We start from the raw sequence: 20,352 nt of genomic DNA on the forward strand, positions 1-20,352 counted from the left end.
AGCCTCGCCGCCTGCAACAAAACCGGCGAGGGAGAGCGGCGATGGATCTGGGGCTGACCGGCAAGAAGGTCATCATGAACGGCGGCGGGCATGGCCTCGGTCTCGCCTCGCTGCGCCATTTCGCCGCCGAGGGCGCGGATGTCGCGTTCCTCTCGCGCGATCCCGCCAAGGTCGAGGCGGCGGTCCGGGAAATCGACGCGGCAGGCCCCGGCAAGGTGCACGGCACCGCGATCGACATCACCGGCGATCCGGAAGGCTACAAGGGCTGGCTGAACGATTGCCTGGACAAGTTGGGCGGCTGCGACATCTTCGTCCATACCGCCAGCGCCTCGGGCCAGGGCGCGACCGGCGACTGGCAGCGATGCCTGGACATGGACATCATGAACGCGGTGCACGGGGTCGAGGTGCTGACCCCTGCGCTGACCGAATCGGGCACCGGATCGATCGTGTTCATGTCCTCGACCGCCGCGCTGGAGACCTTTGTCGCGCCCCAGGCTTTCAACGCGCTCAAGGCCGCGCTGATCACTTACGGGTCGCAGCTCAGCCAGGCGCTCGCCGCGCAGAACATCCGCGTCAACTGCATCTCGCCCGGCGCGATCTATTATCCCGGCGGCAACTGGGAAATGATCAAGGGCGTGGTGCCCGCGCTCTACGAGGGCACGCTCGCGAAAATGCCGATGGGCCGGTTCGGCGAGCCCGAAGAGGTGGCCAAGGCGATCGTCTTCGTCGCCAGCCCGGCCTGCCCGTACATGACCGGCGCGAACATCGTCATCGATGGCGGCTTCACCCAGCGCGTCCAGTTCTGATTTCCAGCGAAAGGCTCCCCATGAAGCTCTATCAATCGATCGGCCCCAATCCCAGGGTCGTGCTGATGTTCCTGGAAGAGAAAGGCGCTGTCATCGACCGCGCCTTTGTCGACATCATGAAGGGCGAGAACCGCCAGCCCGATTTCGTCGCCAAGAACCCGTTCGGCCAGGTGCCGCTGCTCGAGATGGACGATGGCGGCTATCTGTCGGAAAGCACCGCGATCTGCGGCTATATCGAGGAAAAATTCCCGACGCCCGCGCTGATCGGCAGCACGGCCGAAGAGCGCGCGGTGACCAGCATGCTGATCCGCCGCCTCGACTATGATGTGGTCGGCCCGATGACCACGGCGTTCCGGGGCTCGGAAGGCCTGCCGATGTTCCAGAGCCGGATGCGCTGCCTGCCCGAGGCTGCGGATGGTCTGAAGGCCTGTGCGCGCGATGGCCTGGCCGCATTCGATGCGCTGCTCGCGGGCAAGACCTGGCTGGCAGGGGATCGCTTCACGCTCGCCGACATCCTGCTCTATTGCCTCACCGAATTCGGCAAAATGGTTGCCCAGCCGCTGCCCGAGGGCCTTGCCAACCTTGCCGCCTGGTCTGAGCGGGTCGCCGCGCGGCCCAGCGCCGCGGCCAGCCTCGATGCCAAGAAGGGGACCGCGTCATGAGCCTCGACCGCGACACGCTGCTCGACATCTATACCCGCACGATGAAGGTGGCGCGCTTCGACGAGAAGATGCGATCGCTGCTGATGAGCGGCAAGCTCGCCACCATCTATTACACGATGCGCGGGCAGGAACTCGTCACCTCGGCGATGATGGCGGCGCTGAACCAGGACGATTATCTCGTCACCACCTATCGCGGCCAGCACGACCAGATCGCCAAGGGCGTACCGCTCGACCTGTTGATCGCCGAGATTGCGGGCCGCGCTACCGGCACCTGCAAGGGTAAGGGCGGGTCGATGCACATCACCCATCCGGCCACCGGCGTGATGGTCACCACCGGGGTGGTCGGCTCCGGCCTGCCGATCGCCAATGGCCTCGCGCTCTCCAGCCAGAACCGCAAGGACGGCAGGGTCACCGTCACCTGTTTCGGCGACGGCGCGACCAATATCGGCGCGTTCCACGAGGCGATGAACATGGCGCAGCTCTACAGGCTGCCAGTGATCTTCCTGTGCCAGAACAACCGCTATGGCGAGCACACCGCTTTTGCCGACCATACCAAGGTCGACAGCATCGTTACCCGCGCCGCCGCCTATGGGATGAAGGGCGTGAAGGTCGACGGCAATGACGCGCTGGCCATGTACGCGGCGGCCAAAGAGGCGGTCGATCGCGCCCGCGCGGGCGAGGGGCCGACGCTGATCGAGGCGATGTGCTACCGGATGATGGGCCATTTCTTCGGCGCGGACTTCTCGTACATGCCGCCCGAGCATATCGAGGAAATGAAGGCCGAGGACCCGCTGCCCAAGCTGCAAGCGCTGATGCTCGAGCACCAGTTCCAGCAGGCCGAGCTCGACGCGATCGTCGCGAAACTGGAAGCCGAGATCGAGGCGGCGGTCGAGTTCGCCTTCTCGAGCCCGTTCCCCGATGCGGACGAAATCCTGAAGGACGTTTTCGAAGAGGAGATCGCGGCATGAGCGAGGCCGAAACACTCGAGGCCGCCGCGCCCAAGGCCAAGAAGCCGAAGCAGATCACCATGGTCCAGGCGCTCAATGCCGCGATCGACGAGGCGATGGCGGCGGACGAGGGGGTCATCCTGCTCGGCGAGGATGTCGCCGCCAAGCAGGGCGGCGGCGTGTTCAAGGTCTCGTCGGGGCTGACCGAGAAATATGGCGAGCACCGCATCCGCGCGACGCCGATTTCGGAGCAGGCGATCATGGGCGCATGCGTTGGCGCGGCGCTCACCGGCATGCGGCCGATTGCCGAGATCATGCTGATGAACTTCGTTACCGTGGCGATGGACCAGATCGTCAACCATGCCGCCAAGCTGCGCTTCATGTCCGGCGGGCAGACCAACGTGCCGCTGGTCATCCGTACCACCACCGGCGTCGGCGTCGGCTTTGGCGGCCAGCATTCGGACATGCTGGAAGCGTGGTTCGCGCATGTGCCGGGGCTGAAGATCGTGACGCCCTCGAACGCCGCCGATGCCAAGGGGCTGATGCGCAGCGCGATCGAGTGCAACGATCCGGTGATCTTCATCGAGAACATCCTGTGCTACGGCCTCAAGTCGGACGATCCCGGCACGGATTACCGCGTGCCTCTGGGCCAGGCGGCGGTCGCGCGCGAGGGGCACGATGTGTCGCTCATCACCTATGGCCGCACCGTGCTCGATGCGCTGGAAGTCGCCGAAACGCTGGCGGGCGAGGGCGTGTCGGTCGAGGTGGTCGACCTGCGCACCATCGCTCCTTATGACGAGGCGACCGTCACCGCATCGGTACGCAAGACCGGCCGCGCGGTGGTGCTGCACGAAGCGGTGCGCGCGTACGGAACGGGCGCGGAAATCGCCTCGCGCTTGCACGAGAGCCTGTTCAACGAGCTCAAGGCCCCGGTCCAGCGCATCGGCGGCGCGTTCTCCGCCGTGCCGATGGCAAGCGTGCTCGAACAGGCCTGGATCCCCAACAAGGAAGAGATTGCCGCCGCAATCCGCACGACGATGGAATGGAAGCGCTGATGCCGGCAGAAATCCGCATCCCCAAGCTCGGCATGAGCGTCACCGAGGTCACCCTGGTCGAATGGATGTTCGGCGATGGCGAGACGGTGGAAAAGGGCGACGTGCTTTACACCGTCGAGACCGACAAGAGCACGACCGAGATCGAAGCGCAGGATTCGGGCGTGCTGCGCGTCACCGGCGAGGAGGGCGAGAGCTACAAGATCGGCGATGTGATCGGGACGATCGGCTAGCTAGTCCCTGACCGCCTTTCGCCGTTCGAGCCACGGGCGCAGTGGGAAGAGCCACTGCTCGCGAATGGAGAGCCGCTTGCGGTCATCCTGCCCGACGATCGCGCTCTCGCCTTCCTTGTAGGTGCCGAACAACCGGTCCCAGAAGATCACCGAATTGCCATAGTTGCAGCGCGTGTCTTCATAGCTCGTTGCGGTGTGGTGCAGCGAATGGTTGCGGATGGTGGTGAAGAAGAAGCCGTACCAGATCGGCGGGTCGGCGCGGACATTGGCATGCGCATAGATCGCGATCGCGCTGCCCACGGTGATGCTGGCGAACAGCGCGTCGAGGTTGATATCGAGCAGCGCGATCACCCCGATGCTGATCAGGAACAGTTCGATCGGATTGCCGATATAGCCCTTCATCGCATTGAGCTGCGTCAGGTGATGGTGCGGTGCATGGGTCAGCCACAGGGGCGTCCAGTTGTGCATTGCGCGGTGCATCCAGTACTGGCCGAGTTCGAACAAGAACAGCGCGATCAGCGCCTGCAACAGATAGGGCAGCTCGGCCAGCCAGGGCGTGCCGATGCCCCAGGCCTCTTTCAGCTCGCGCAGCGGCGAGTTGATCAGCGTGTCCGAAAGCCAGCCGATGACGAAGAAGAAGAAGCCGAAATAGAACAGATCAGTGGCAAACTCGCGCCAGTTCATCCGCCAGCCGGCGTGCCGCTCGAACACGAATTCGAGGCATTGGACGAACACGACCGTGCCCACCGCGACTGCAGGCAGCGACCATGGCGCTTCCACCCATGCGGCGGGGGCAAGCCCCCAGAAGGCGAGAATCGCCGCCAGCGTGGCAGGCGGCAGCAGGTTAACGAGCGACTGTTGCACTGGATCCCTCCCCAAGCGGTCGGAACGCCGCCGCGAGACGCCGCGTTTCCACCGTCGTTGATCGTGATCGACCCGTTTTTCGTGCTCTTGGCGGCATTCGAGGGCGGAGAATATTCCATTTGCCGCAATGCGTCGAGGGGCGGGGAGGGTGGCTATTGGCGCGGGGCCTTCGGCTTCGCTCGGGCTCGGCGGTTGAGGGGCGACCAGCGCGCCCAGCTCAACCGACCGGTTCGATCCGCGCGGGCACATATTTGTGCCAGGGCGTGCCGACGATCGGGTCGCGCCAGCGATAGTCGGTGAGCTCGTTGAGCGCGACGCCGTGGCGTTGCACCTCGCCGCCGGGGCTCAGCACGTCGAGGCCGAGGCCGTTGGGCAGCGAGACATGGCCGCGCCGACTGCCCTCGTGCAGTTCGACCAGCGTGCGCGCGCGGCTGCGGCGGGTGATGATATCGACCGGCGCGCCATCGGCGAGCCCGAGCATCGCGGCATCCTCGGGATGCACCCTGAGCGTGCTGACAAGCTCGCCCTTGCGCAGCCAGTCGGGGTTGCGGATGCTGGTATTGCTCGTCTCGGTCCGCCGTTCGCCCGCCGAGAGGATGAAGGGATAATCCGGATCGCGCGGCGGTCCTTGCGGATCGAGCGCCTGCAGCGCCTCGACCATTTCGGGAATGTAGAGGTTGATCTGCCCGCCCGGGCTGCGCAGCCGCTGCCAGCTGTCCTCTGCGTCCTGCCGCGCGAACACCACGCCCGAGGGGGAGTCGAGGATCGCCTCGAACAGCCGGTTTCCGGCCAGCGGACCGACGAACCCGGCGCGCTCGGCCTCTCGCTGAAAGGCACCGGTGAAAAGCTGCGCGACGCCCCATATGCCGGCGGCATTGCCCATGCCCTCGGGCAGCGCGGGGCCGAGCGCGCTGTAGAGCAATGCCGAGGCGACGCGCATCAGTCCGGGGTTCGCGCCCATCACCTGCATGAACGCCATGGCGAGATGGTCGAGGCTTTGCTGTGCCGCCGCGCGCAGCGGCGCGATCTCCGCCTCGCCGAACGCGCCCAGAGCCGCGCACAGCCGGGCATGGATCGCGCCTTCCTCCAGCGTCCCCTCGCGCGGCGGGAAGAGCGGGCGGCGCAGATGGAAGGCATTGGCCTCGGGCTCGAAATTGAAGAAGCTCGCCTCGGCCTTTTCGAACTGGCTGGCGGCGGGCAGCACATAGTCCGCCTCGCGCGCGGTCTCGGTCATCGCGATGTCGATCACCACGCTGACATCGAGCGCGCGTAGCGCCTCGCGCATCCGGGCGGTATCGGCGAGCGAATGCACCGGGTTCGAGCTTTCGATGATCATAGCGCGGAAACGGTGCGGGTGATCGGTGAGGATCTCCTCGCTGATCGCGTTGCACGGGATGAGGCCCATGATGACGGGAAAGCCGGTGACCGGCGAGCGACGGAAATTGCGCTCGCCTGGGGCGCTCGTGCTACTGGTCTTGCCGCTCGCCCCGCCACCGCCGCCCGAGCCGAGCGGGCGGAAGGGGACGAAGGCATAGCTGGTGCCCTTGCGCCCGAAGGCGCCGGTCAGGCCGATGATCAGCCGGTGCAGATAGGAACCGAGCGTCGAATGGACGCCCATCTGCATGCCCAGATCCTCCATCGAGGCCAGGGTTTCGGCCGTCGCCATCCGCCACGCCGCAGCGCGCAGCAGCGTTTCGTCGACGCCGCAGACATCGGCGAACGCGCTCACCGGGATGCGCGACAGCGCGTCCAGCACCGGGCCTTCGTTGACGACATGCGCCTGCATCCACTCGCGGTTCTCGAGGCCCTCCTGCACCAGGATCGCGGCGAGCGCGGCGAGGCACCAGGCGTCGGTCCCGGGGCGGATCGCGAGATGATAATCGGCCATCGCCGCGGTCTCGCTACGGCGCGGGTCGATCACGATCATCGCGCGGTTCGGGTCTGCGGCGATCTCACGCAGCACCAGCCGCGCGCGCGGGAAGCCGTGCGATTGCCAGGGGTTCTTGCCGATGAACAGCGCGACCTCGGCATGCTCGAAATCATGGTGCATGCCGCAGCCGAACATCCGCGCCTGCACCCAGGCCTCGCCAGTCTTTTCCTGCGCCAGCGCGTTCGAGCGATAGCGCACGCCCAGGGCGGCGAGCGTGCTCTGCGAATAGACGCCCGGCAGGTGGTTCGCCTGCGCGCCGCCGCCATAATAGAGGATGCTCTCGCCGCCATGCGCATCGCGCACCGCCGCCAGCCGGGCCGCGACCTCGGCGATCGCGGTGTCCCAGTCGATCGCCTCATAGCTGCCGTCGGGCCGCCGGCGCATCGGCGATGAAAGCCGGTCGCGGCCCTGCTGATAGGCGTCCATCCGCTGCGCCTTCTCGCACAGATAGCCCTGGCTGACGGGATGGTTCTTGTCCGCACGGATGCGCGTGATCTTGCCGCCTTCGGTCTGCACCTCCAGCCCGCAATTGAGCGAGCAGATGACGCAGGCGGTGGGCTTCCAGTTCTCGCTCATGTCAGACCTCCTTCTGCGCGGCATAGGCATCGGCAAGCGTGGCGGTGGCGTCGCGACAGGCGCTGAGGATCGCATCCGACAGCGCCGCATCGGGCACGGCGCGTGCGAGCGCGAGCCCGCCCATCGCGAGCGCGGCCAGCGCGAGTTCCTCCGATGGCGGTGACGGACCTTCGGCATCGCCGGTGTCGGTGACGATCCCGGCGAGCAGGTGCTGGAAGGTCTCGCGCAGGTCAGATCCGGCATGCGCGACCTCGCTCAGCAAGGCCGCCAGTGGGCAGCCATTAGCCGAGTCGTCGCGATGCGCGCGGGAAAGATAGCGGCGTGCGCGCTGCTTGCGGCGCTCGGCGGTGGGCAAGCCCGGCGGCAGCGCGGCGTCGCGCGATCCATGCTCGGCCATCGCCTGTTCGAGCGCGGCGACATCGAGCGCGTCCTTGCTGGGGAAATGGACATAGAAGCCGCCATGGGTCAGCCCGCAATCGCGCATCAGCCGGTGGACGGCATTCCCCGCAAGACCCTCCTCGCGCAGGCGGCGCGCGGCGAGATCGAGGATCATCGCCCGGGTCGCCGCCTTCTGCTCCGCACGCTTCATGACTCGCGCCTCCTGGATCGTTGCCGGATCATTTCACATGACAGTTGTCATGTCAATTCGTCTGAATCCGGAACACGCGGGTGCACGCGACGGTGTACGGCTGCGGCCTTCCGACCGCATCCGGGAGCCATGGGTTCAATGGGAGAAGTTCAGGGCCTGGCGGCCGTCTAGGCCGCTCTAGCTGAACAGCCCGCGGATCGCGCGCCAGATCGGCACCGGGGGGCGGCCGGCGAGCACGCGCATCTTGTCCATCAGCGTGGATTTTCCGGCATAGAAGCGCGCGATCAGGCCGTCGGGCAGCGTGTAGAAGCGTTCGAGCACACGGTAGCGCTCATCGGGCCCGGCGGCCTTGAACAGCATCTTGGTGAGCATTCGGTAGAAGCCATCTGCCTGCCAATGGTCGAGGCTGGTCTTTCGGCTCATCTCGGCAAGCGCCGCGCCTGAAAGGTCGGGCATCTCGGCGATATGCGCTGCAAGGCGCACCGCATCGGGCAGCGAGTAGCCGGTTAGGCCGTGGAACAAGGCCGCGCGGGTCCCCGCCTTGGCGACATCGCCGCCGGTCGATTGCCAGTATCCGCCGAAATCGCCGCCATAGACGACCGGCAGCGCGCCGGTCTCGGTGCGGCTCACCCGCTCGACCTGCCAGCCCTTGGCGTCGGCATAGGCGCTGATCCGGGCGGACAAGGCCTGGGTGTCGAGGTCCGAGGTGTCGCTGTAATAGGTGTCCTCGACGAAGATTTCCATCGGGCTCACCGGCAGGCAATAGACGAAGCGATAGCCGTCCATCTGCTCGACCGTCGCGTCCATCACGATCGGGCGGGTCAGGCCGTGCGGTTCGGACAGGTGCAGCATCTGCCCCATGAACTTCTGCCAGCCGCAGCGCAGATGGCGCACATTGCCGCCGCCGCGAGCGTCGATGACGCCGCCCGCCTCGATCCGCGCGCCGTTTTCGAGCACGACATTGGTCTGGCTGGCGGCGAGTGCGCGCACTCCGGTGACGATATTGTGCGCCGGGATCGCTTCGCGCAGATAGGCATCGAACCGGTCGGAGAGGATCGAATAATAGCTTTCCTCGAGCCCACGCTCGTGCCCCGGGAATTTCACGTCATAGCCGCGCCAGCCATGGCAGACGAGGGGGGCAACCAGCCAGCGATGTTCGCCTGCGACATCGGGGCCGAAGAACGACCAGATATGATTGCCGCCCAGCGTCGCGCTTTCCTCGATCAGCAGCACGTCGAGCTCGGGCCGCTTGCGCCGCAGCGCAAGCGCGATCAGCCCGCCGGCCAGGCCGCCGCCGAGAATCGCGACATCGCATTTGAGTGTCTTGCTGGAGATATTGCGCGGGGATTTCATGTCCTGTCCGCCCTAGCGCAGCGGGCGATGCGATGGAAGGGCGGAAGGCGCGCTTTGCAGCGCAGCCGAAGCACGCTACAGCGGGCGGATGATCGGCTCGTCTTCCATCCTCGTGTCGGCCATTGCCATGACGCTGATCGTCGGCGTGCGCTATCTGATGACCAGCGGGCTGTTCGCCTGGCTGACGAAGAAGGTGCGGCCGGGGCTCTATGCGGGGCTCAAGCCGCAGATCGGGCGGGAAATCCGCTGGTCGCTCTACAGCGCGGCCATCTATGGTATCCCCACCGGCATCGTCGCCTGGGGTTGGCAGAACCGGGGCTGGACGCAGATCTATACCGACTGGAACGCCTGGCCGCTCTGGTATCTCCCGGTCTCGGTGCTGCTCTATCTGTTCGCGCACGATACCTGGTTCTACTGGACGCACCGCTGGATGCACGTGCCGAAATGGTTCCGCATCGCGCATGCGGTGCACCATGACAGCCGCCCGCCGACCGCGTGGGCGGCGATGAGCTTTCATCCCGTAGAGGCGCTGACCGGCGCGGTCGTGATCCCCGCGCTCGTGTTCCTGATCCCCATCCACGCCGCGATGCTGGGCCTTGTCCTGTTCATCATGACGCTGATGGGCGTCACCAACCATATGGGCTGGGAGCTGTTTCCGCGCTGGCTGGTTCAGGGGCGGTTAGGCCAGGGGCTGATAACCGCGAGCCATCATCAACTGCACCACGCCCGCTATACCTGCAATTATGGGCTTTATTTCCGCTTCTGGGACAGGCTATGCGGGACCGACAAAGGGCTGGGGGCCTTTCAGGACAGAACGTCGCGACCGCGCGAGGACGCATCGCTGAGCGATGCCACCCGCTCGGCCTGATCCGGAGAAAGACATGGGCAAGCTGTTTTCTACCTGCGCAATCGGTTTCATGGCTTTGACCATGCTGCCGGGCGCCGCACCGCTGAGCACGGTGGAGATCACGGTCGATCACCTGCGTTCGGCCAAGGGGCTGCTGCAGCTGTGCCTGACCGCGAACGAGAAGAGCTTTCCCGATTGCGATAAGGACAAGAGTGCGTATCGACTGACCGCGCGGGCCAAAGATGGCGTGGCGCGGTTCGAGAACCTGCCCGCCGGGCAGTATGCGCTTGCCATCGTCCATGACGAGAATGGCAACAACAAGCTCGATACCTTTGCCGGGATCCCCAAGGAAGGCATCGGCTTTTCGCGCAACCCCAGCTTCAGCTTCGGCCCGCCGCGCTTTTCGCAGGTCGTGTTCGTCGCACAGGGCAGCGGCACCAGCCAGCGGGTGAAGATCAAATATTATCTGTGAGCCGGACCCCCGGGCGGCCATCGTCCTGTCCGAAATGGTGACAGCGCGTTAACCAAATTGAAGCCCGTCCCCTGCATGCTGGCGCGCGCAAGCCAGCGGGGACCGATCGATGCGCCAGACTGAACCGGCTCAAGACCTGCCGCCCGCCCGGCGGGCCGTTCGGCTGCCTGGATGAGGCACACGCCGATGCCCGTGCCCGATCCGACCCCGACGCATGTCCCGCCGCGCGGCCTCGCCACGCGCCCATGGTTGCTCAAGGGGGTGCTGACCCTGATCGCGATGCTGCTCGTCTTCGCCGCGATATCCTATCAGCGCCCGGTCGCCGAAGGCGGCAACCCCGCTGTGGTCGATTTTCACGCCTTTCATGTGGCGGGCACGCTGGGGCTTCAGGGCCGAGCGGCGGACGGTTATGATGCGCGCAAGATGGCCCGGGCGCAAAAGGCCGCGACCGGGGTCAAGGTGTTCATGCCCTGGACCTATCCGCCGCCCTTCACCCTGTTCGTGACCGGACTGGCGGCATTGCCGCTCGGCCTGGCCTATGGCCTGTTCACGGGACTCACGCTGGCGCTCTACGTCACGGTGCTCCGCCGGATCGCGGGGCCTTTCCTCCCTGGCGTCATCCTCGCCATGATCCCGATCATCGTGCTGACGGTGATGACCGGCCAGAACGGGTTCCTGACCGGCGCCCTGACCGGGTGGTTCCTGCTCGCGCTGCTGGCGCAAAGGTCGGGTGCGGGCGTGCCGCTGGGGCTGATGGTGATCAAGCCGCATCTCGCCGCAGGCCTAGCGCTGCTCGCACTGACGCATCGCCGCTGGCAGACGGTGGCGATCGCGGCCGTCACGGTCGCTGCCGCGCTTCTCGCCGCGACCATCGCCTTTGGCCCCTCGATCTGGATCGCGTTCATCGACGGCGTGCGCGAATCCGGCATGTTCCTGTCGGAGGGGCGCTATCCGATGTACCGCATGATTTCGCCCTATGCGTCCGCCTTCCGCTTCGGCGCGGAACCGGGCCTTGCCTTTGCAATCCAGGGTGCGGGGGCCGTGATCGCCCTGGGGTTGCTGCTGATCGGCTGGTATCGCGCGCTGCCCCCGCGCTGGCTCGCCGCCTCGGCCTGCGCGGCAACCGTGTTCGTCAGCCCCTATGCCTATGATTACGATCTGTGCCTGCTGGGCGTGGCGCTGGCCTTGATCCTGCCCGATCTGCTGGCTCGTACCCGCCCATGGGAGCAGGCCGCGCTGCTGGTGCTGTGCTGGGTCGCGACAGGTTATGGTTTTGTCGCATCCTATCTACCCGATGGTTCGGCGCCTGCCATGAACGGGCAGACGCTCGCGCTGATGGCGCCGCTGGTCGTGGCCCTGATCGCCTGGGTCGCGGTGGCGATGCGACGCAGCATCGCCGATGCAGGCATTCCAGCGCCGTCGGTCGACAAGCAGTCTCGGCTGCTGGTTAGCTAATGCTCGGAGAAATAACCAAATAGGTTAACTGGGTTGAAATGTAGGATTTGTTCATGAATTGTTCCCTCAATGGAAGGGAGCAATTCATGAATGCCTATCCCCCACCCGATGCTCGCACCTTCGGCTATCGGCGCGCTTTTGAACTTTATCTGAGGACGGGCAGAGGCCCCGATATCGGCGCGCCACTGCATCGCCTTGAGCGCAAGTTCAACCCGTATCACGATCCCAACAACGGGCAGTTCACCTTCGCTCCGGGTGGCAAGCGATCGGGTACTGCGCGTCGGTCGCTGCGCGGACGTGCCGCTCCAAACTCCAGTGCACCGGCGGCGCAGCCGCAGCTGACGCTCGCCAATTACAAGCCCAATCCGCGCGCCCGAATTGGCGGAAACCAGCGCCGGCCCAGCTACGACCCGATGACGCTTGAGCAGACCTTTCCAGGTCTGCGTAACGCTCCGGGCGGAGCGATCATCGCGCTTGCCGACAATGCGCTCGACATTACCGGCCCCTCGCGCCGCCTGACGACCGAACTGGCGGATGCCGAGGTGAAGAAGCTGATCGCGCAGATCAAGCAGGTGGATCCCGATTTCCGCTACCAGAGCCTCGGCCCTGCGACCACGTTGGAGGGGCAGATCAACGAGATCCGGAGCCTCAGGATGCACCGAGCGGCGGCGCGCTACAACAAGCTGGGGGATACGGGGCCGCTGCAGGTGGAAGTGCTGAGGCAGATGCAAACGAGCGTTGACCGGGCTTATGACAATGCCATCAAACTATATGATTCTGGGCACCTGCGACCATCGCTTTCGCGTAGCGAGGCGATTGGCAATTACATTGATCGTTCTGTCAAAGCTGAAATGAGCAGGCTGTTTGACCGGCATGGCATTGAACACGGAGCCGGCAAGCAGGTGCGAGTTGCTGGTCGCGAATATGATACATCCAGATCGGTTCGAACATATCGTATCCCCGATGTAAGAGTTGGCAGAATGGCCTATGATATGACCACCGAGCGCAAACTTCCTTCCAAACCTCAGATTCGAGGCTTCTTCGGCGCTGACTTTGGAGCTGATTCTACGGTGATTGTGCGTCCTACACGGCTGGGACGAGGCAGTACCTACGCTATTAAGAAGCCAGGAAAATAAGATGCCAGCAATCGGTGATCGCAAAAAGAGCCATTATGTCCCTAAAGACTTGGACTCCATTTATAACTTTTTGGGCTGGATGATGCTCTATGCGCCGGAATTCAGATCAGACACGTTTTCGGCATCTGAACAGGGGATCGATATCACTTTCTTTGGACTCAATGAGGGTTTGAAGCAAGTTCGCAGCCAGATCGGTGAGAAAACATATCTCCAGCTCGTCGAGATGTCGCAGCGGATGCGGGCGCATTTCGAAGCTGACCCCGAAGACAAGAACGGAGAATGCAAAAAGGGCCGCACCTTGATCGAAGACATTAGCGACATCATCGAGTCCAGCCTCAGGCGTACGGCTCCGCGCGGTACCATTTAAGACAGCTCCGATGGTTCGGGAGAGCAATATGTCCAGGCCAGTTCTGCCACTTGATAAGCTTTACATCCCGCAGAGCGTTGGCGATGTCGTGGACCAACTCGGGTCGATGATGCTGTCCGCGCCAAAGTTCAAATCCAGACTGCCTTGGGATTTTGAAGAGGATATCGACACGAACTTCCACCAGCTCAATGAGGGGCTGAAGGTCGTCCGCCGGCAGATCGGTGACGAAACCTATGCCCGGCTGGTCGAGATGTCAGACAGGATGCGCGCGCATTTCGAGGCGGACCCGGACGACAAGACCGAGGACGGCATCAAGGGGCGCGAGTTGATTGACGAGATGACAGATATCCTCCGCGCCAGCCGCCGACGCAAGGCTCCGCGTGGCAACGGGTGACCGGGCGTCACGCCAAGCCGTTACCAGATGTCGATGCTGATCGTGATCGGCGGCTTGTCCGGCGCGCCGTGGCAGACATAGGTGATCGCCTTGAGCACCTTGCTCTTCCCACGATACTCGGGCTTCACGGTCATGCGATCGATCGCTTTCAGATCGATCAGGCCGCTGATCCGGTCATGCGCGAAATCGAGCGCGACTTCGGTGCCCGCGGGGACATAGCCGACATTCTCCCGCACCTCGGGGCCGCCAAAGCGCTTGGGGAAAAGCCAGATCTTCACCAGTTCGCCGCGCTTGACCAGCGCATCTGCCTGGGCGTGGCTTGTGACGTGCGAAAAGTCCATCGGCTTCGCCTCGGCGTTGGGGGCGGGTGTCGGTGCCGCTGTGCAGACCTGCATGGTGCAGGCCAGCAGAGCGACCAGCAGGACCGACCTTGTATCCACCATGGCAAAGCTTCGCCCCATGTTGCAGCAGCAGTGCTGCAGCACGAAGTCTAGCGCGTGCCCGGAAGCGCAGACAGCCGTTCAAGTGCAGATGCGTCCGCATCGGATCATTCTGTGCGGGCCATTCCTCGCTCCGGCACAGGAAAAGGCCGCCATCGTGTAGAAAGGAAGGCGCTGGCCGCCGCGCCATGCGATCGGCGTCTGGCGTGCCTGAACAATTGCGGTTAGCAACAGGCCATGGTGCGACCATTCTTCCGATCCCGTCTGCGCGCGTTCCAGGCAATGCTGGGCGATACGCCCGATCCTGGCTTCATCGCGACGCTCGAATATCTGGAGAACCGCGATCTCGACCTGTCGATCCGCATCGGCGGGCTGCTAGCTTTCAACGCGCTGATGACCACCATCGGTACGCACCCCATTTCCGCCAGTCCCGGCGCGCCGCTCAGCCTCGATGCGCCGACCCAGCCGGTGCTGACGCTGCTCAGCCTGGTCGGGCTGCTGCCGCTGGTCTGGTCGAGCATATTGTGCCTGCGCGCACTGCTGCTGGGCGAGGAGTTCGAGACCGAGGGGCTCGAGGAGGGACTGGTCGCCGGACCCGACCCGGATCAGGTGCAAAAGCTTCAACGCCGCCTGTTCGCCGCGTTCATTCACTCGATCGACGCACAGGCGCATTGCCTGCGCCAGTCGGTGATCGCGACCTTCACGGGCGGGGCGCTGACCATCGCTGTCTGGGCCGCGATCCTGTGGTACAAGATGGTCTGACCGCGAGCAGGTAACGCATGCTCACGTGCTTGCCTGGATATCAATTGCCCTTGCACCGGTGATGGAGGAAGGCCAGCAGCAGCTTCACCCCGATGATGCCCATCGCACCGCCTGCGGTTTCCGTGATCTGCGTGATAGGCGCGCCCGGATCGGTGATCTGCCTGAGATCACCCCCCAGCTCACGAAGGTCTCACAGACGGCCCATGCGAAAAAGCTCCGGATGGCGGCACGATCACCGCGATCAGCGCCGCTGCGGCTATTTCACCGCCTGCGCGCTAGTCAGGCTGCGCTCGCCCGCGAGGTTCTGATACACCTGCACCCGCCAGCGGCGGCCATCGGTGAACACCAGATCCATGCGATAGTTCATCCCCGCCACGACCTGCTGGCTGATATTCTCGATCTCGGCCAGTTCTGCGCCGGGCACGTCCATCGCATTGAACGCCCATACCGCCACCGCCTCGATCTCGGGGGTGAGGGCGGCCTTGCTCCAGCCGCCAGTAATGACCGGCATGTCGCGCTCGGCGGCCGGCGGCGCGTCCTGCGCGCAGGCGGCAAGGGGCATGGTGAGGAGGGCGAGGGTGAGCAAGGTGCGGATCATGCGGAAACTCGGGGCTGGAAAAAATGGAGGGTCATTCGTGATTTAGGGCCGGAAGAGCCAATGATCCGGATGGCATTCCTGCCCGCCAGGATTGCGCCAGGATCAGAGGGCTTACTGCTTATTGCTCACACAATTCTGACATCAGGCGCGGGCACGTGGTTATGCTGCCTTTGCTGCAGGTGCCCCACGCAACAGGCCTTCGGTGCTCAAATCCTCGTCCAGTTCGGGCCAGTGGATGCCATATCCGCCTGCGCAGGTCTCCAACACTGCCCGCTGCTTTGCCCTGGCGTTCAGCAACCTGGGATACCAGGCCAGCGGAGCAGAGATGGTCCGGCCGTCCATCAGATCCACGATCAGGCTGTGATCGTCGAAGCGCACGTCCAGCACGCGCTCGTCGGTGAGGTTAGCTGAAATATTCATGCCATTTCTCCAGAAACATCGTGCGATGCTCATCCACGGCGGCAATTATGCCACCTATCTCGTGCGCACGAAAGCCCCGGCTCCGTGCGACGGAAACCGGGTCCAGCCACAGCTTGATGGTCGCCGCCCCCCTGTCGACATGGACATGCGGGGGCTCGTTCGGTTCGTGACTGAAGAAATAGAACCGAAAACCATCAAGCCTTAGCAGGTAGGCATCCTGCCTCACTCCGCCGGAAGATACAGCTCCCCGCCCTCCTGCTTGAAGCGTTCGCTCATCTCGGCCATGCCCTTGAGAGCGGCCTCGCGGCTTGCCGCTGCGGTTTCCGCGCCGCTGGGGCCCGTGGCGATAAAGCCTTCCACGCCCTGGTTCTGCTTGGTGGCGAAGTCGCGGACTTCCTGGCTGATCTGCATCGAGCAGAATTTGGGGCCGCACATGCTGCAGAAATGCGCGGTCTTCGCGCCCTCTGCCGGCAGGGTCTGGTCGTGGAATTCCTCCGCCGTATCGGGGTCGAGCGAGAGGTTGAACTGGTCGCGCCAGCGGAATTCGAAGCGCGCCTTGCTCAGCGCATCGTCGCGCACCTGCGCCGCCGGATGGCCCTTGGCAAGGTCGGCGGCGTGCGCGGCGAGCTTGTAGGTGACCACGCCGACCTTCACGTCGTCGCGATCGGGCAGGCCCAGATGCTCCTTGGGCGTGACATAGCAGAGCATCGCCGTGCCGTACCAGCCGATCTGCGCCGCGCCGATGCCGCTGGTGATATGGTCATAGCCGGGCGCAATGTCCGTGGTGAGGGGGCCAAGCGTGTAGAAGGGCGCTTCGCCGCACACTTCCAGCTGCTTTTCCATATTCTCCTTGATCTTGTGCATCGGCACATGGCCCGGCCCTTCGATCATCACCTGCACGTCGGACTTCCACGCGCGATGGGTCAGCTCGCCCAGCGTGTAGAGTTCGCTGAACTGCGCCTCGTCATTGGCATCGGCGATCGATCCGGGCCGCAGGCCATCGCCCAGCGAATAGGCGATGTCATACGCCTTCATGATCTCGGTGATCTCGTCGAAATGCTCGTAGAGGAAGCTCTCCTTGTGATGCGCCAGGCACCATTTGGCCATGATCGACCCGCCGCGCGAGACGATGCCGGTGACGCGTTTCGCCGCCATCGGAATGTATGCCAGCCGCACGCCAGCATGGATGGTGAAATAGTCGACGCCCTGCTCGGCCTGCTCGATCAGCGTGTCGCGGAAAATCTCCCAGGTCAGCTCCTCGGCAATGCCGCCGACCTTTTCCAGCGCCTGATAGATCGGCACGGTGCCGATCGGCACGGGGCTGTTGCGCAGGATCCATTCGCGCGTGTCGTGGATATTGCGGCCGGTGGACAGGTCCATCACCGTGTCCGCGCCCCAGCGGATCGACCAGACCATCTTGTCGACTTCGGACGCGACGTCGGAAGCGACCGCGCTGTTGCCGATATTGGCGTTGATCTTGACCAGGAAATTGCGGCCGATCGCCATCGGCTCGGTTTCGGGATGGTTGATGTTGCTGGGGATGATCGCGCGGCCCCGCGCGACCTCGTCACGGACGAACTCGGGCGTCACGTAATCGGGGATCGACGCGCCGAAGCTGTTGCCGTCGCGGCGATATTCCTTGAGCCGCTCGCGGCCCAGATTCTCGCGCTCGGCGACATATTCCATCTCGGGCGTGATGATGCCGCGACGGGCATAATGCATCTGGCTGACATTCATGCCGGGCTTGGCGCGCAGCACGGTCTTGCGGACATTGGGGAAGGGGGGCACGCCGCCCGAGCGATCGGGGCCGAGCCGGCCGTTATCCTCGGGGCGAACCTCGCGCTGCGGCACATGGTCGACATCGCCGCGCGCCAGAATCCAGTCGCGGCGCAGCTCGGGCAGGCCGGCGGAGATGTCGATATGCGCATTGGGGTCGGTATAGGGGCCCGAGGTGTCATAGACGCGGACCGAAGGCTCGCCGCCGGCGAGATCGATCTCGCGCATCGCGACGCGGATGCCGCTGCCCGATTTGGTCGCGACATGGATCTTGCGGCTGCCGCGAATGGGCCCGGTGGTCACGCCGATCTCGGTGCGGGCAGGAAAATCAGCCATCGTAATGCTCTCCTTGTGCGGCGGGAGAGCGGATGCGGGCGCATGAATGGACAACGCCGCTCCCTCCCTCCGCCGGTATCAGCCGGTTCAGGTTCAACGGGTCGTGGGGCGCAAACCCACCTCTCAGCCGCTCGGCTCCCCGGGGATGGGGGGAGATTAGGACGCCCGGAGCGCCAAGGCCAGCGAAATCCGCTTGCCAAGAGTGTATTGCCGTTACAATACACCACCATGCTGACGTTAACCGACATTTCCCGATCCTATGGCCGCAAGCGGGTGCTTGACGGTGTTTCCGCCACCTTTCCCATCGGGCTGACGCTGCTGGTCGGGCCCAGCGGGGCGGGAAAGTCGACCTTGCTGCGGTTGCTCGCCACGGCGGAGAAGCCCAATGCGGGGGCGATTGCCTGGGACGGGGCGGCACTGCCGGGGGCGCGCAAGGCCTTGCGGGCAGTGCTGGGCTATGCGCCGCAGGCGGTCGATCTGCCCGAGGATCTGACCGCGCGCGAATTTGCGCTGCATATGGCGGCGTTGAAGGGGCTCGATGCGCGCACTGCGGACCTGCAGTTCGGTGCGATTACCGAGCGGATCGGGCTGCATGCCGATATCAACAACCGCATCGCCACCTTTTCCGGCGGCATGCGGCGGCGGCTGGTGTTTGCGCAGGCGATGCTCGGCGCGCCGCGACTGCTCGCGCTCGATGAGCCGACGGCGGAGCTCGATGGCGAAACGGCGGCTCAGGTCAGCGCGCTGATCGTCGAGCGGGCGGCCGAGGCGGTGGTGGTGATGACCACGCACCTTGCCGATGCGCTCGCGCCCCAGGCGGTGCAGGTGCTGCGCGTCGACCAGGGCCGGGTCGCGCCGCAATGATGTTGCCTCAGCCATCGGGCGCGCAACCGGCGGCGCAACCGGGGGCGGTGCTGCGTTCCTCGTTCGCCACCAGCCTGATGCGCTATCGGCGCAGCTGGGGGCTGTGGCTGCTGCTGCTGATCGCGCCGGTGGGCGCGCGCTTCATGATTTCGGACGAGAGCGGGCGCGGCGTGGCGATCGCCGTCGCCGATCAGTTGCCGGTGCTGACATCGGCGATGCTCGGCGTGTGGCTGGGCATCGTGGTGACGACACTGCTGCTGCCGGTCGGCTATATCTACCTCCGCGCCAATACCAACCGCCGCCAGCCCTGGCAGGTGGAAGAGGTGACCGCCGCGCCGCGCGTCGCGATGCTGCTCGGGCGGTTCGCCGCCGATGCCGCGGTGCTGCTCGGCACGCTGGGCGCGCTGACGCTGGCGGGCTGGTTCCTCGGCTGGCTGATGGTGAGCGGCCCCTACAGCCTGTGGCAGATTGCTTATCCGCTCTGGCTGATCGCGGCGCCGCCGCTGGTCGCGCTGGCGGCGCTGCGCATCCTGTTCGATGCGGTCCCGTGGCTGCGTGGCGGACTGGGGGATCTCGCCTATTTCTTCGTGTGGATGGCATCGATCGTGATGCCGCTACTGGGGGCGAACCAGCCTTCATCGTTCACCGCCAATCTGTTCGACCATCCGGGCTTCGTCCGCCCGCTCGCCGGGCCCGAGCCTGCGGGCGAGATGAACGTGCAGATCGGCGGGGTGGACCCGGCCACGCTCAAGCCCGGCCGCATCGACCTCGACGTGGCCGCCGGGCTGCACGCACCGGGCTATATCGCCGCGCGCCTTGCCTGGATCGGGATTGCGGTGGCGCTGGTGCTGGTCGCGGGGCTGATCTATCGCCCGCACCGGTCGGGGCGCAAGCAGGCCGGCCAGGGGCGCATTGCGAAGCTTCTCTCCGCCGGGCCACCGGCGGCCGCGCGCGCCGATGCGCCGCCGGCGCCGCCTGCCCGGTCGGCACTGCTGGGGCTGGTTCTGGCGGAGTTCCGGCTGATCGGCGCAGGACGACTGTTCCTGCTGCTCGCGGCGGCGGCGACGCTCGCAGGGATTTTCGGCGATTACCGGCATATCGGCAGTCCGGCGGCGCTGCTGCTGCTCGTCTTCGCGCTGAGCGCGCAGGCCGGGCGCTGCGAGGCGCGGGGGCTGTTGAAGCTCACCGCGACCACGGCGACCCTGCCGATGCTACGCCGGGCGGCGTTTGTTGTTGCGGGGCTGGCATGGTCGCTGCTGCTCGCGCTGCCCGCCGCGATCGTGCGCGGATCGGGCGAGCCGCTGCTGCTCGCGCTGACCACCGGGGCGGCGGCTTCGGTGACCGCAATCACGCTTGCCGCGCTGACGGGGTCGTCCTTCGCGCCGCGCGTGGTGCTGCTGATCGCCTGGTATGTCTATTTCTCGAGCTGACGCCAATTCATGGCACCATGGCGCGCGCCCTCGACCCTGACCA

The 20,352-nt window shown here is 65.2% G+C and carries 23 protein-coding genes and 1 riboswitch; of the genes, 14 read left to right on the plus strand and 9 right to left on the minus strand.

Annotated features, from left to right (window positions below):
* Positions 1–41 precede the first annotated feature (41 nt).
* From FG486_RS08580 to FG486_RS08600, 5 genes are read left to right on the plus strand one after another with little or no spacing between them, the layout of a single operon-like run.
* On the plus strand, positions 42–806 hold the full coding sequence (locus FG486_RS08580) for an SDR family NAD(P)-dependent oxidoreductase (RefSeq protein ID WP_181267226.1): 765 nt from the start codon (positions 42–44) through the stop codon (positions 804–806).
* Between the two features lie 20 nt (positions 807–826).
* Positions 827–1,468: a glutathione S-transferase family protein gene (locus tag FG486_RS08585; protein ID WP_181267227.1), complete on the plus strand. Its 642-nt coding sequence runs from the start codon at positions 827–829 to the stop codon at positions 1,466–1,468.
* A complete protein-coding gene (locus FG486_RS08590) occupies positions 1,465–2,436 on the plus strand; it encodes a thiamine pyrophosphate-dependent dehydrogenase E1 component subunit alpha (protein ID WP_181267228.1) in 972 nt (323 codons plus the stop codon). The genes FG486_RS08585 and FG486_RS08590 overlap by 4 nt, the downstream gene beginning before the upstream one ends.
* Positions 2,433–3,470, plus strand: a complete 1,038-nt coding sequence (locus tag FG486_RS08595; protein WP_181267229.1) for an alpha-ketoacid dehydrogenase subunit beta — start codon at positions 2,433–2,435, stop codon at positions 3,468–3,470. The genes FG486_RS08590 and FG486_RS08595 overlap by 4 nt, the downstream gene beginning before the upstream one ends.
* On the plus strand, positions 3,470–3,700 hold the full coding sequence (locus tag FG486_RS08600; RefSeq protein ID WP_241695669.1) for a biotin/lipoyl-containing protein: 231 nt from the start codon (positions 3,470–3,472) through the stop codon (positions 3,698–3,700). Before FG486_RS08595 ends, FG486_RS08600 begins: the two co-directional genes overlap by 1 nt.
* Here the strand turns inward: FG486_RS08600 and FG486_RS08605 are convergent, their stop codons facing one another.
* The 4 genes from FG486_RS08605 to crtY all read right to left on the minus strand — a co-directional run bounded on the left by FG486_RS08605 (position 3,701) and on the right by crtY (position 9,012).
* Complete coding sequence (locus FG486_RS08605) at positions 3,701–4,564, minus strand: sterol desaturase family protein (RefSeq protein ID WP_338401597.1); 864 nt, start codon at positions 4,562–4,564, stop codon at positions 3,701–3,703.
* A gap of 217 nt (positions 4,565–4,781) precedes the next feature.
* Positions 4,782–7,070 carry a molybdopterin-dependent oxidoreductase gene (locus tag FG486_RS08610; RefSeq protein ID WP_181267232.1) on the minus strand — a complete coding sequence of 763 codons (2,289 nt, stop codon included), beginning with the start codon at positions 7,068–7,070 and terminating at the stop codon, positions 4,782–4,784.
* 1 nt (position 7,071) lies between these two features.
* Complete coding sequence (locus FG486_RS08615; RefSeq protein WP_181267233.1) at positions 7,072–7,659, minus strand: TetR/AcrR family transcriptional regulator; 588 nt, start codon at positions 7,657–7,659, stop codon at positions 7,072–7,074.
* 177 nt (positions 7,660–7,836) lie between these two features.
* On the minus strand, positions 7,837–9,012 hold the full coding sequence (crtY, locus tag FG486_RS08620) for a lycopene beta-cyclase CrtY (protein WP_181267234.1): 1,176 nt from the start codon (positions 9,010–9,012) through the stop codon (positions 7,837–7,839).
* Positions 9,013–9,100: 88 nt separating this feature from the next.
* Here crtY and FG486_RS08625 point away from each other — a divergent pair, with 88 nt between their 5' ends.
* The 6 genes from FG486_RS08625 (at position 9,101) to FG486_RS08650 (ending at position 13,683) form a co-directional block, all read left to right on the plus strand.
* Positions 9,101–9,880: a sterol desaturase family protein gene (locus FG486_RS08625; RefSeq protein WP_181267235.1), complete on the plus strand. Its 780-nt coding sequence runs from the start codon at positions 9,101–9,103 to the stop codon at positions 9,878–9,880.
* A gap of 13 nt (positions 9,881–9,893) precedes the next feature.
* On the plus strand, positions 9,894–10,331 hold the full coding sequence (locus FG486_RS08630; protein ID WP_181267236.1) for a DUF2141 domain-containing protein: 438 nt from the start codon (positions 9,894–9,896) through the stop codon (positions 10,329–10,331).
* A 186-nt stretch (positions 10,332–10,517) separates the two neighbouring features.
* A complete protein-coding gene (locus FG486_RS08635; protein WP_181267237.1) occupies positions 10,518–11,786 on the plus strand; it encodes a glycosyltransferase family 87 protein in 1,269 nt (422 codons plus the stop codon).
* Positions 11,787–11,872: 86 nt separating this feature from the next.
* Positions 11,873–12,922 (plus strand): hypothetical protein, encoded by a 1,050-nt coding sequence (locus FG486_RS08640; RefSeq protein ID WP_181267238.1) that lies wholly within the window; start codon positions 11,873–11,875, stop codon positions 12,920–12,922.
* Position 12,923: 1 nt separating this feature from the next.
* Complete coding sequence (locus FG486_RS08645) at positions 12,924–13,289, plus strand: hypothetical protein (RefSeq protein ID WP_181267239.1); 366 nt, start codon at positions 12,924–12,926, stop codon at positions 13,287–13,289.
* A gap of 28 nt (positions 13,290–13,317) precedes the next feature.
* Positions 13,318–13,683, plus strand: a complete 366-nt coding sequence (locus FG486_RS08650; protein WP_241695671.1) for a hypothetical protein — start codon at positions 13,318–13,320, stop codon at positions 13,681–13,683.
* Between the two features lie 20 nt (positions 13,684–13,703).
* On the opposite strand, the gene FG486_RS08655 is transcribed toward FG486_RS08650, so the two are convergent.
* Positions 13,704–14,126: a hypothetical protein gene (locus FG486_RS08655; protein WP_181267240.1), complete on the minus strand. Its 423-nt coding sequence runs from the start codon at positions 14,124–14,126 to the stop codon at positions 13,704–13,706.
* A gap of 234 nt (positions 14,127–14,360) precedes the next feature.
* On the opposite strand from FG486_RS08655, the gene FG486_RS08660 reads away from it, so the two are divergent.
* Complete coding sequence (locus FG486_RS08660; RefSeq protein ID WP_181267241.1) at positions 14,361–14,885, plus strand: hypothetical protein; 525 nt, start codon at positions 14,361–14,363, stop codon at positions 14,883–14,885.
* Positions 14,886–15,141: 256 nt separating this feature from the next.
* Here the strand turns inward: FG486_RS08660 and FG486_RS08665 are convergent, their stop codons facing one another.
* The 4 genes from FG486_RS08665 to thiC all read right to left on the minus strand — a co-directional run bounded on the left by FG486_RS08665 (position 15,142) and on the right by thiC (position 18,015).
* Positions 15,142–15,483 carry a cystatin family protein gene (locus FG486_RS08665; protein WP_181267242.1) on the minus strand — a complete coding sequence of 114 codons (342 nt, stop codon included), beginning with the start codon at positions 15,481–15,483 and terminating at the stop codon, positions 15,142–15,144.
* Between the two features lie 159 nt (positions 15,484–15,642).
* The gene (locus FG486_RS08670; protein WP_181267243.1) at positions 15,643–15,903 is read right to left on the minus strand and encodes a DUF2442 domain-containing protein; all 261 of its coding nucleotides are present in this window, start codon (positions 15,901–15,903) and stop codon (positions 15,643–15,645) included.
* Positions 15,887–16,129 (minus strand): DUF4160 domain-containing protein, encoded by a 243-nt coding sequence (locus FG486_RS08675; RefSeq protein ID WP_338401598.1) that lies wholly within the window; start codon positions 16,127–16,129, stop codon positions 15,887–15,889. Before FG486_RS08675 ends, FG486_RS08670 begins: the two co-directional genes overlap by 17 nt.
* On the minus strand, positions 16,126–18,015 hold the full coding sequence (thiC, locus tag FG486_RS08680) for a phosphomethylpyrimidine synthase ThiC (RefSeq protein ID WP_181267244.1): 1,890 nt from the start codon (positions 18,013–18,015) through the stop codon (positions 16,126–16,128). The genes FG486_RS08675 and thiC overlap by 4 nt, the downstream gene beginning before the upstream one ends.
* Positions 18,016–18,062: 47 nt before the next feature.
* Positions 18,063–18,167: riboswitch (TPP riboswitch) on the minus strand.
* Between the two features lie 76 nt (positions 18,168–18,243).
* Here thiC and FG486_RS08685 point away from each other — a divergent pair.
* Both FG486_RS08685 and FG486_RS08690 read left to right on the plus strand, forming a co-directional pair.
* Positions 18,244–18,879 (plus strand): ATP-binding cassette domain-containing protein, encoded by a 636-nt coding sequence (locus FG486_RS08685; RefSeq protein WP_181267245.1) that lies wholly within the window; start codon positions 18,244–18,246, stop codon positions 18,877–18,879.
* The gene (locus tag FG486_RS08690; protein ID WP_241695672.1) at positions 18,876–20,309 is read left to right on the plus strand and encodes a hypothetical protein; all 1,434 of its coding nucleotides are present in this window, start codon (positions 18,876–18,878) and stop codon (positions 20,307–20,309) included. The genes FG486_RS08685 and FG486_RS08690 overlap by 4 nt, the downstream gene beginning before the upstream one ends.
* Positions 20,310–20,352: the final 43 nt, after the last annotated feature.

Source organism: Blastomonas ursincola (assembly GCF_013607875.1).
Lineage (GTDB): Bacteria > Pseudomonadota > Alphaproteobacteria > Sphingomonadales > Sphingomonadaceae > Blastomonas > Blastomonas ursincola.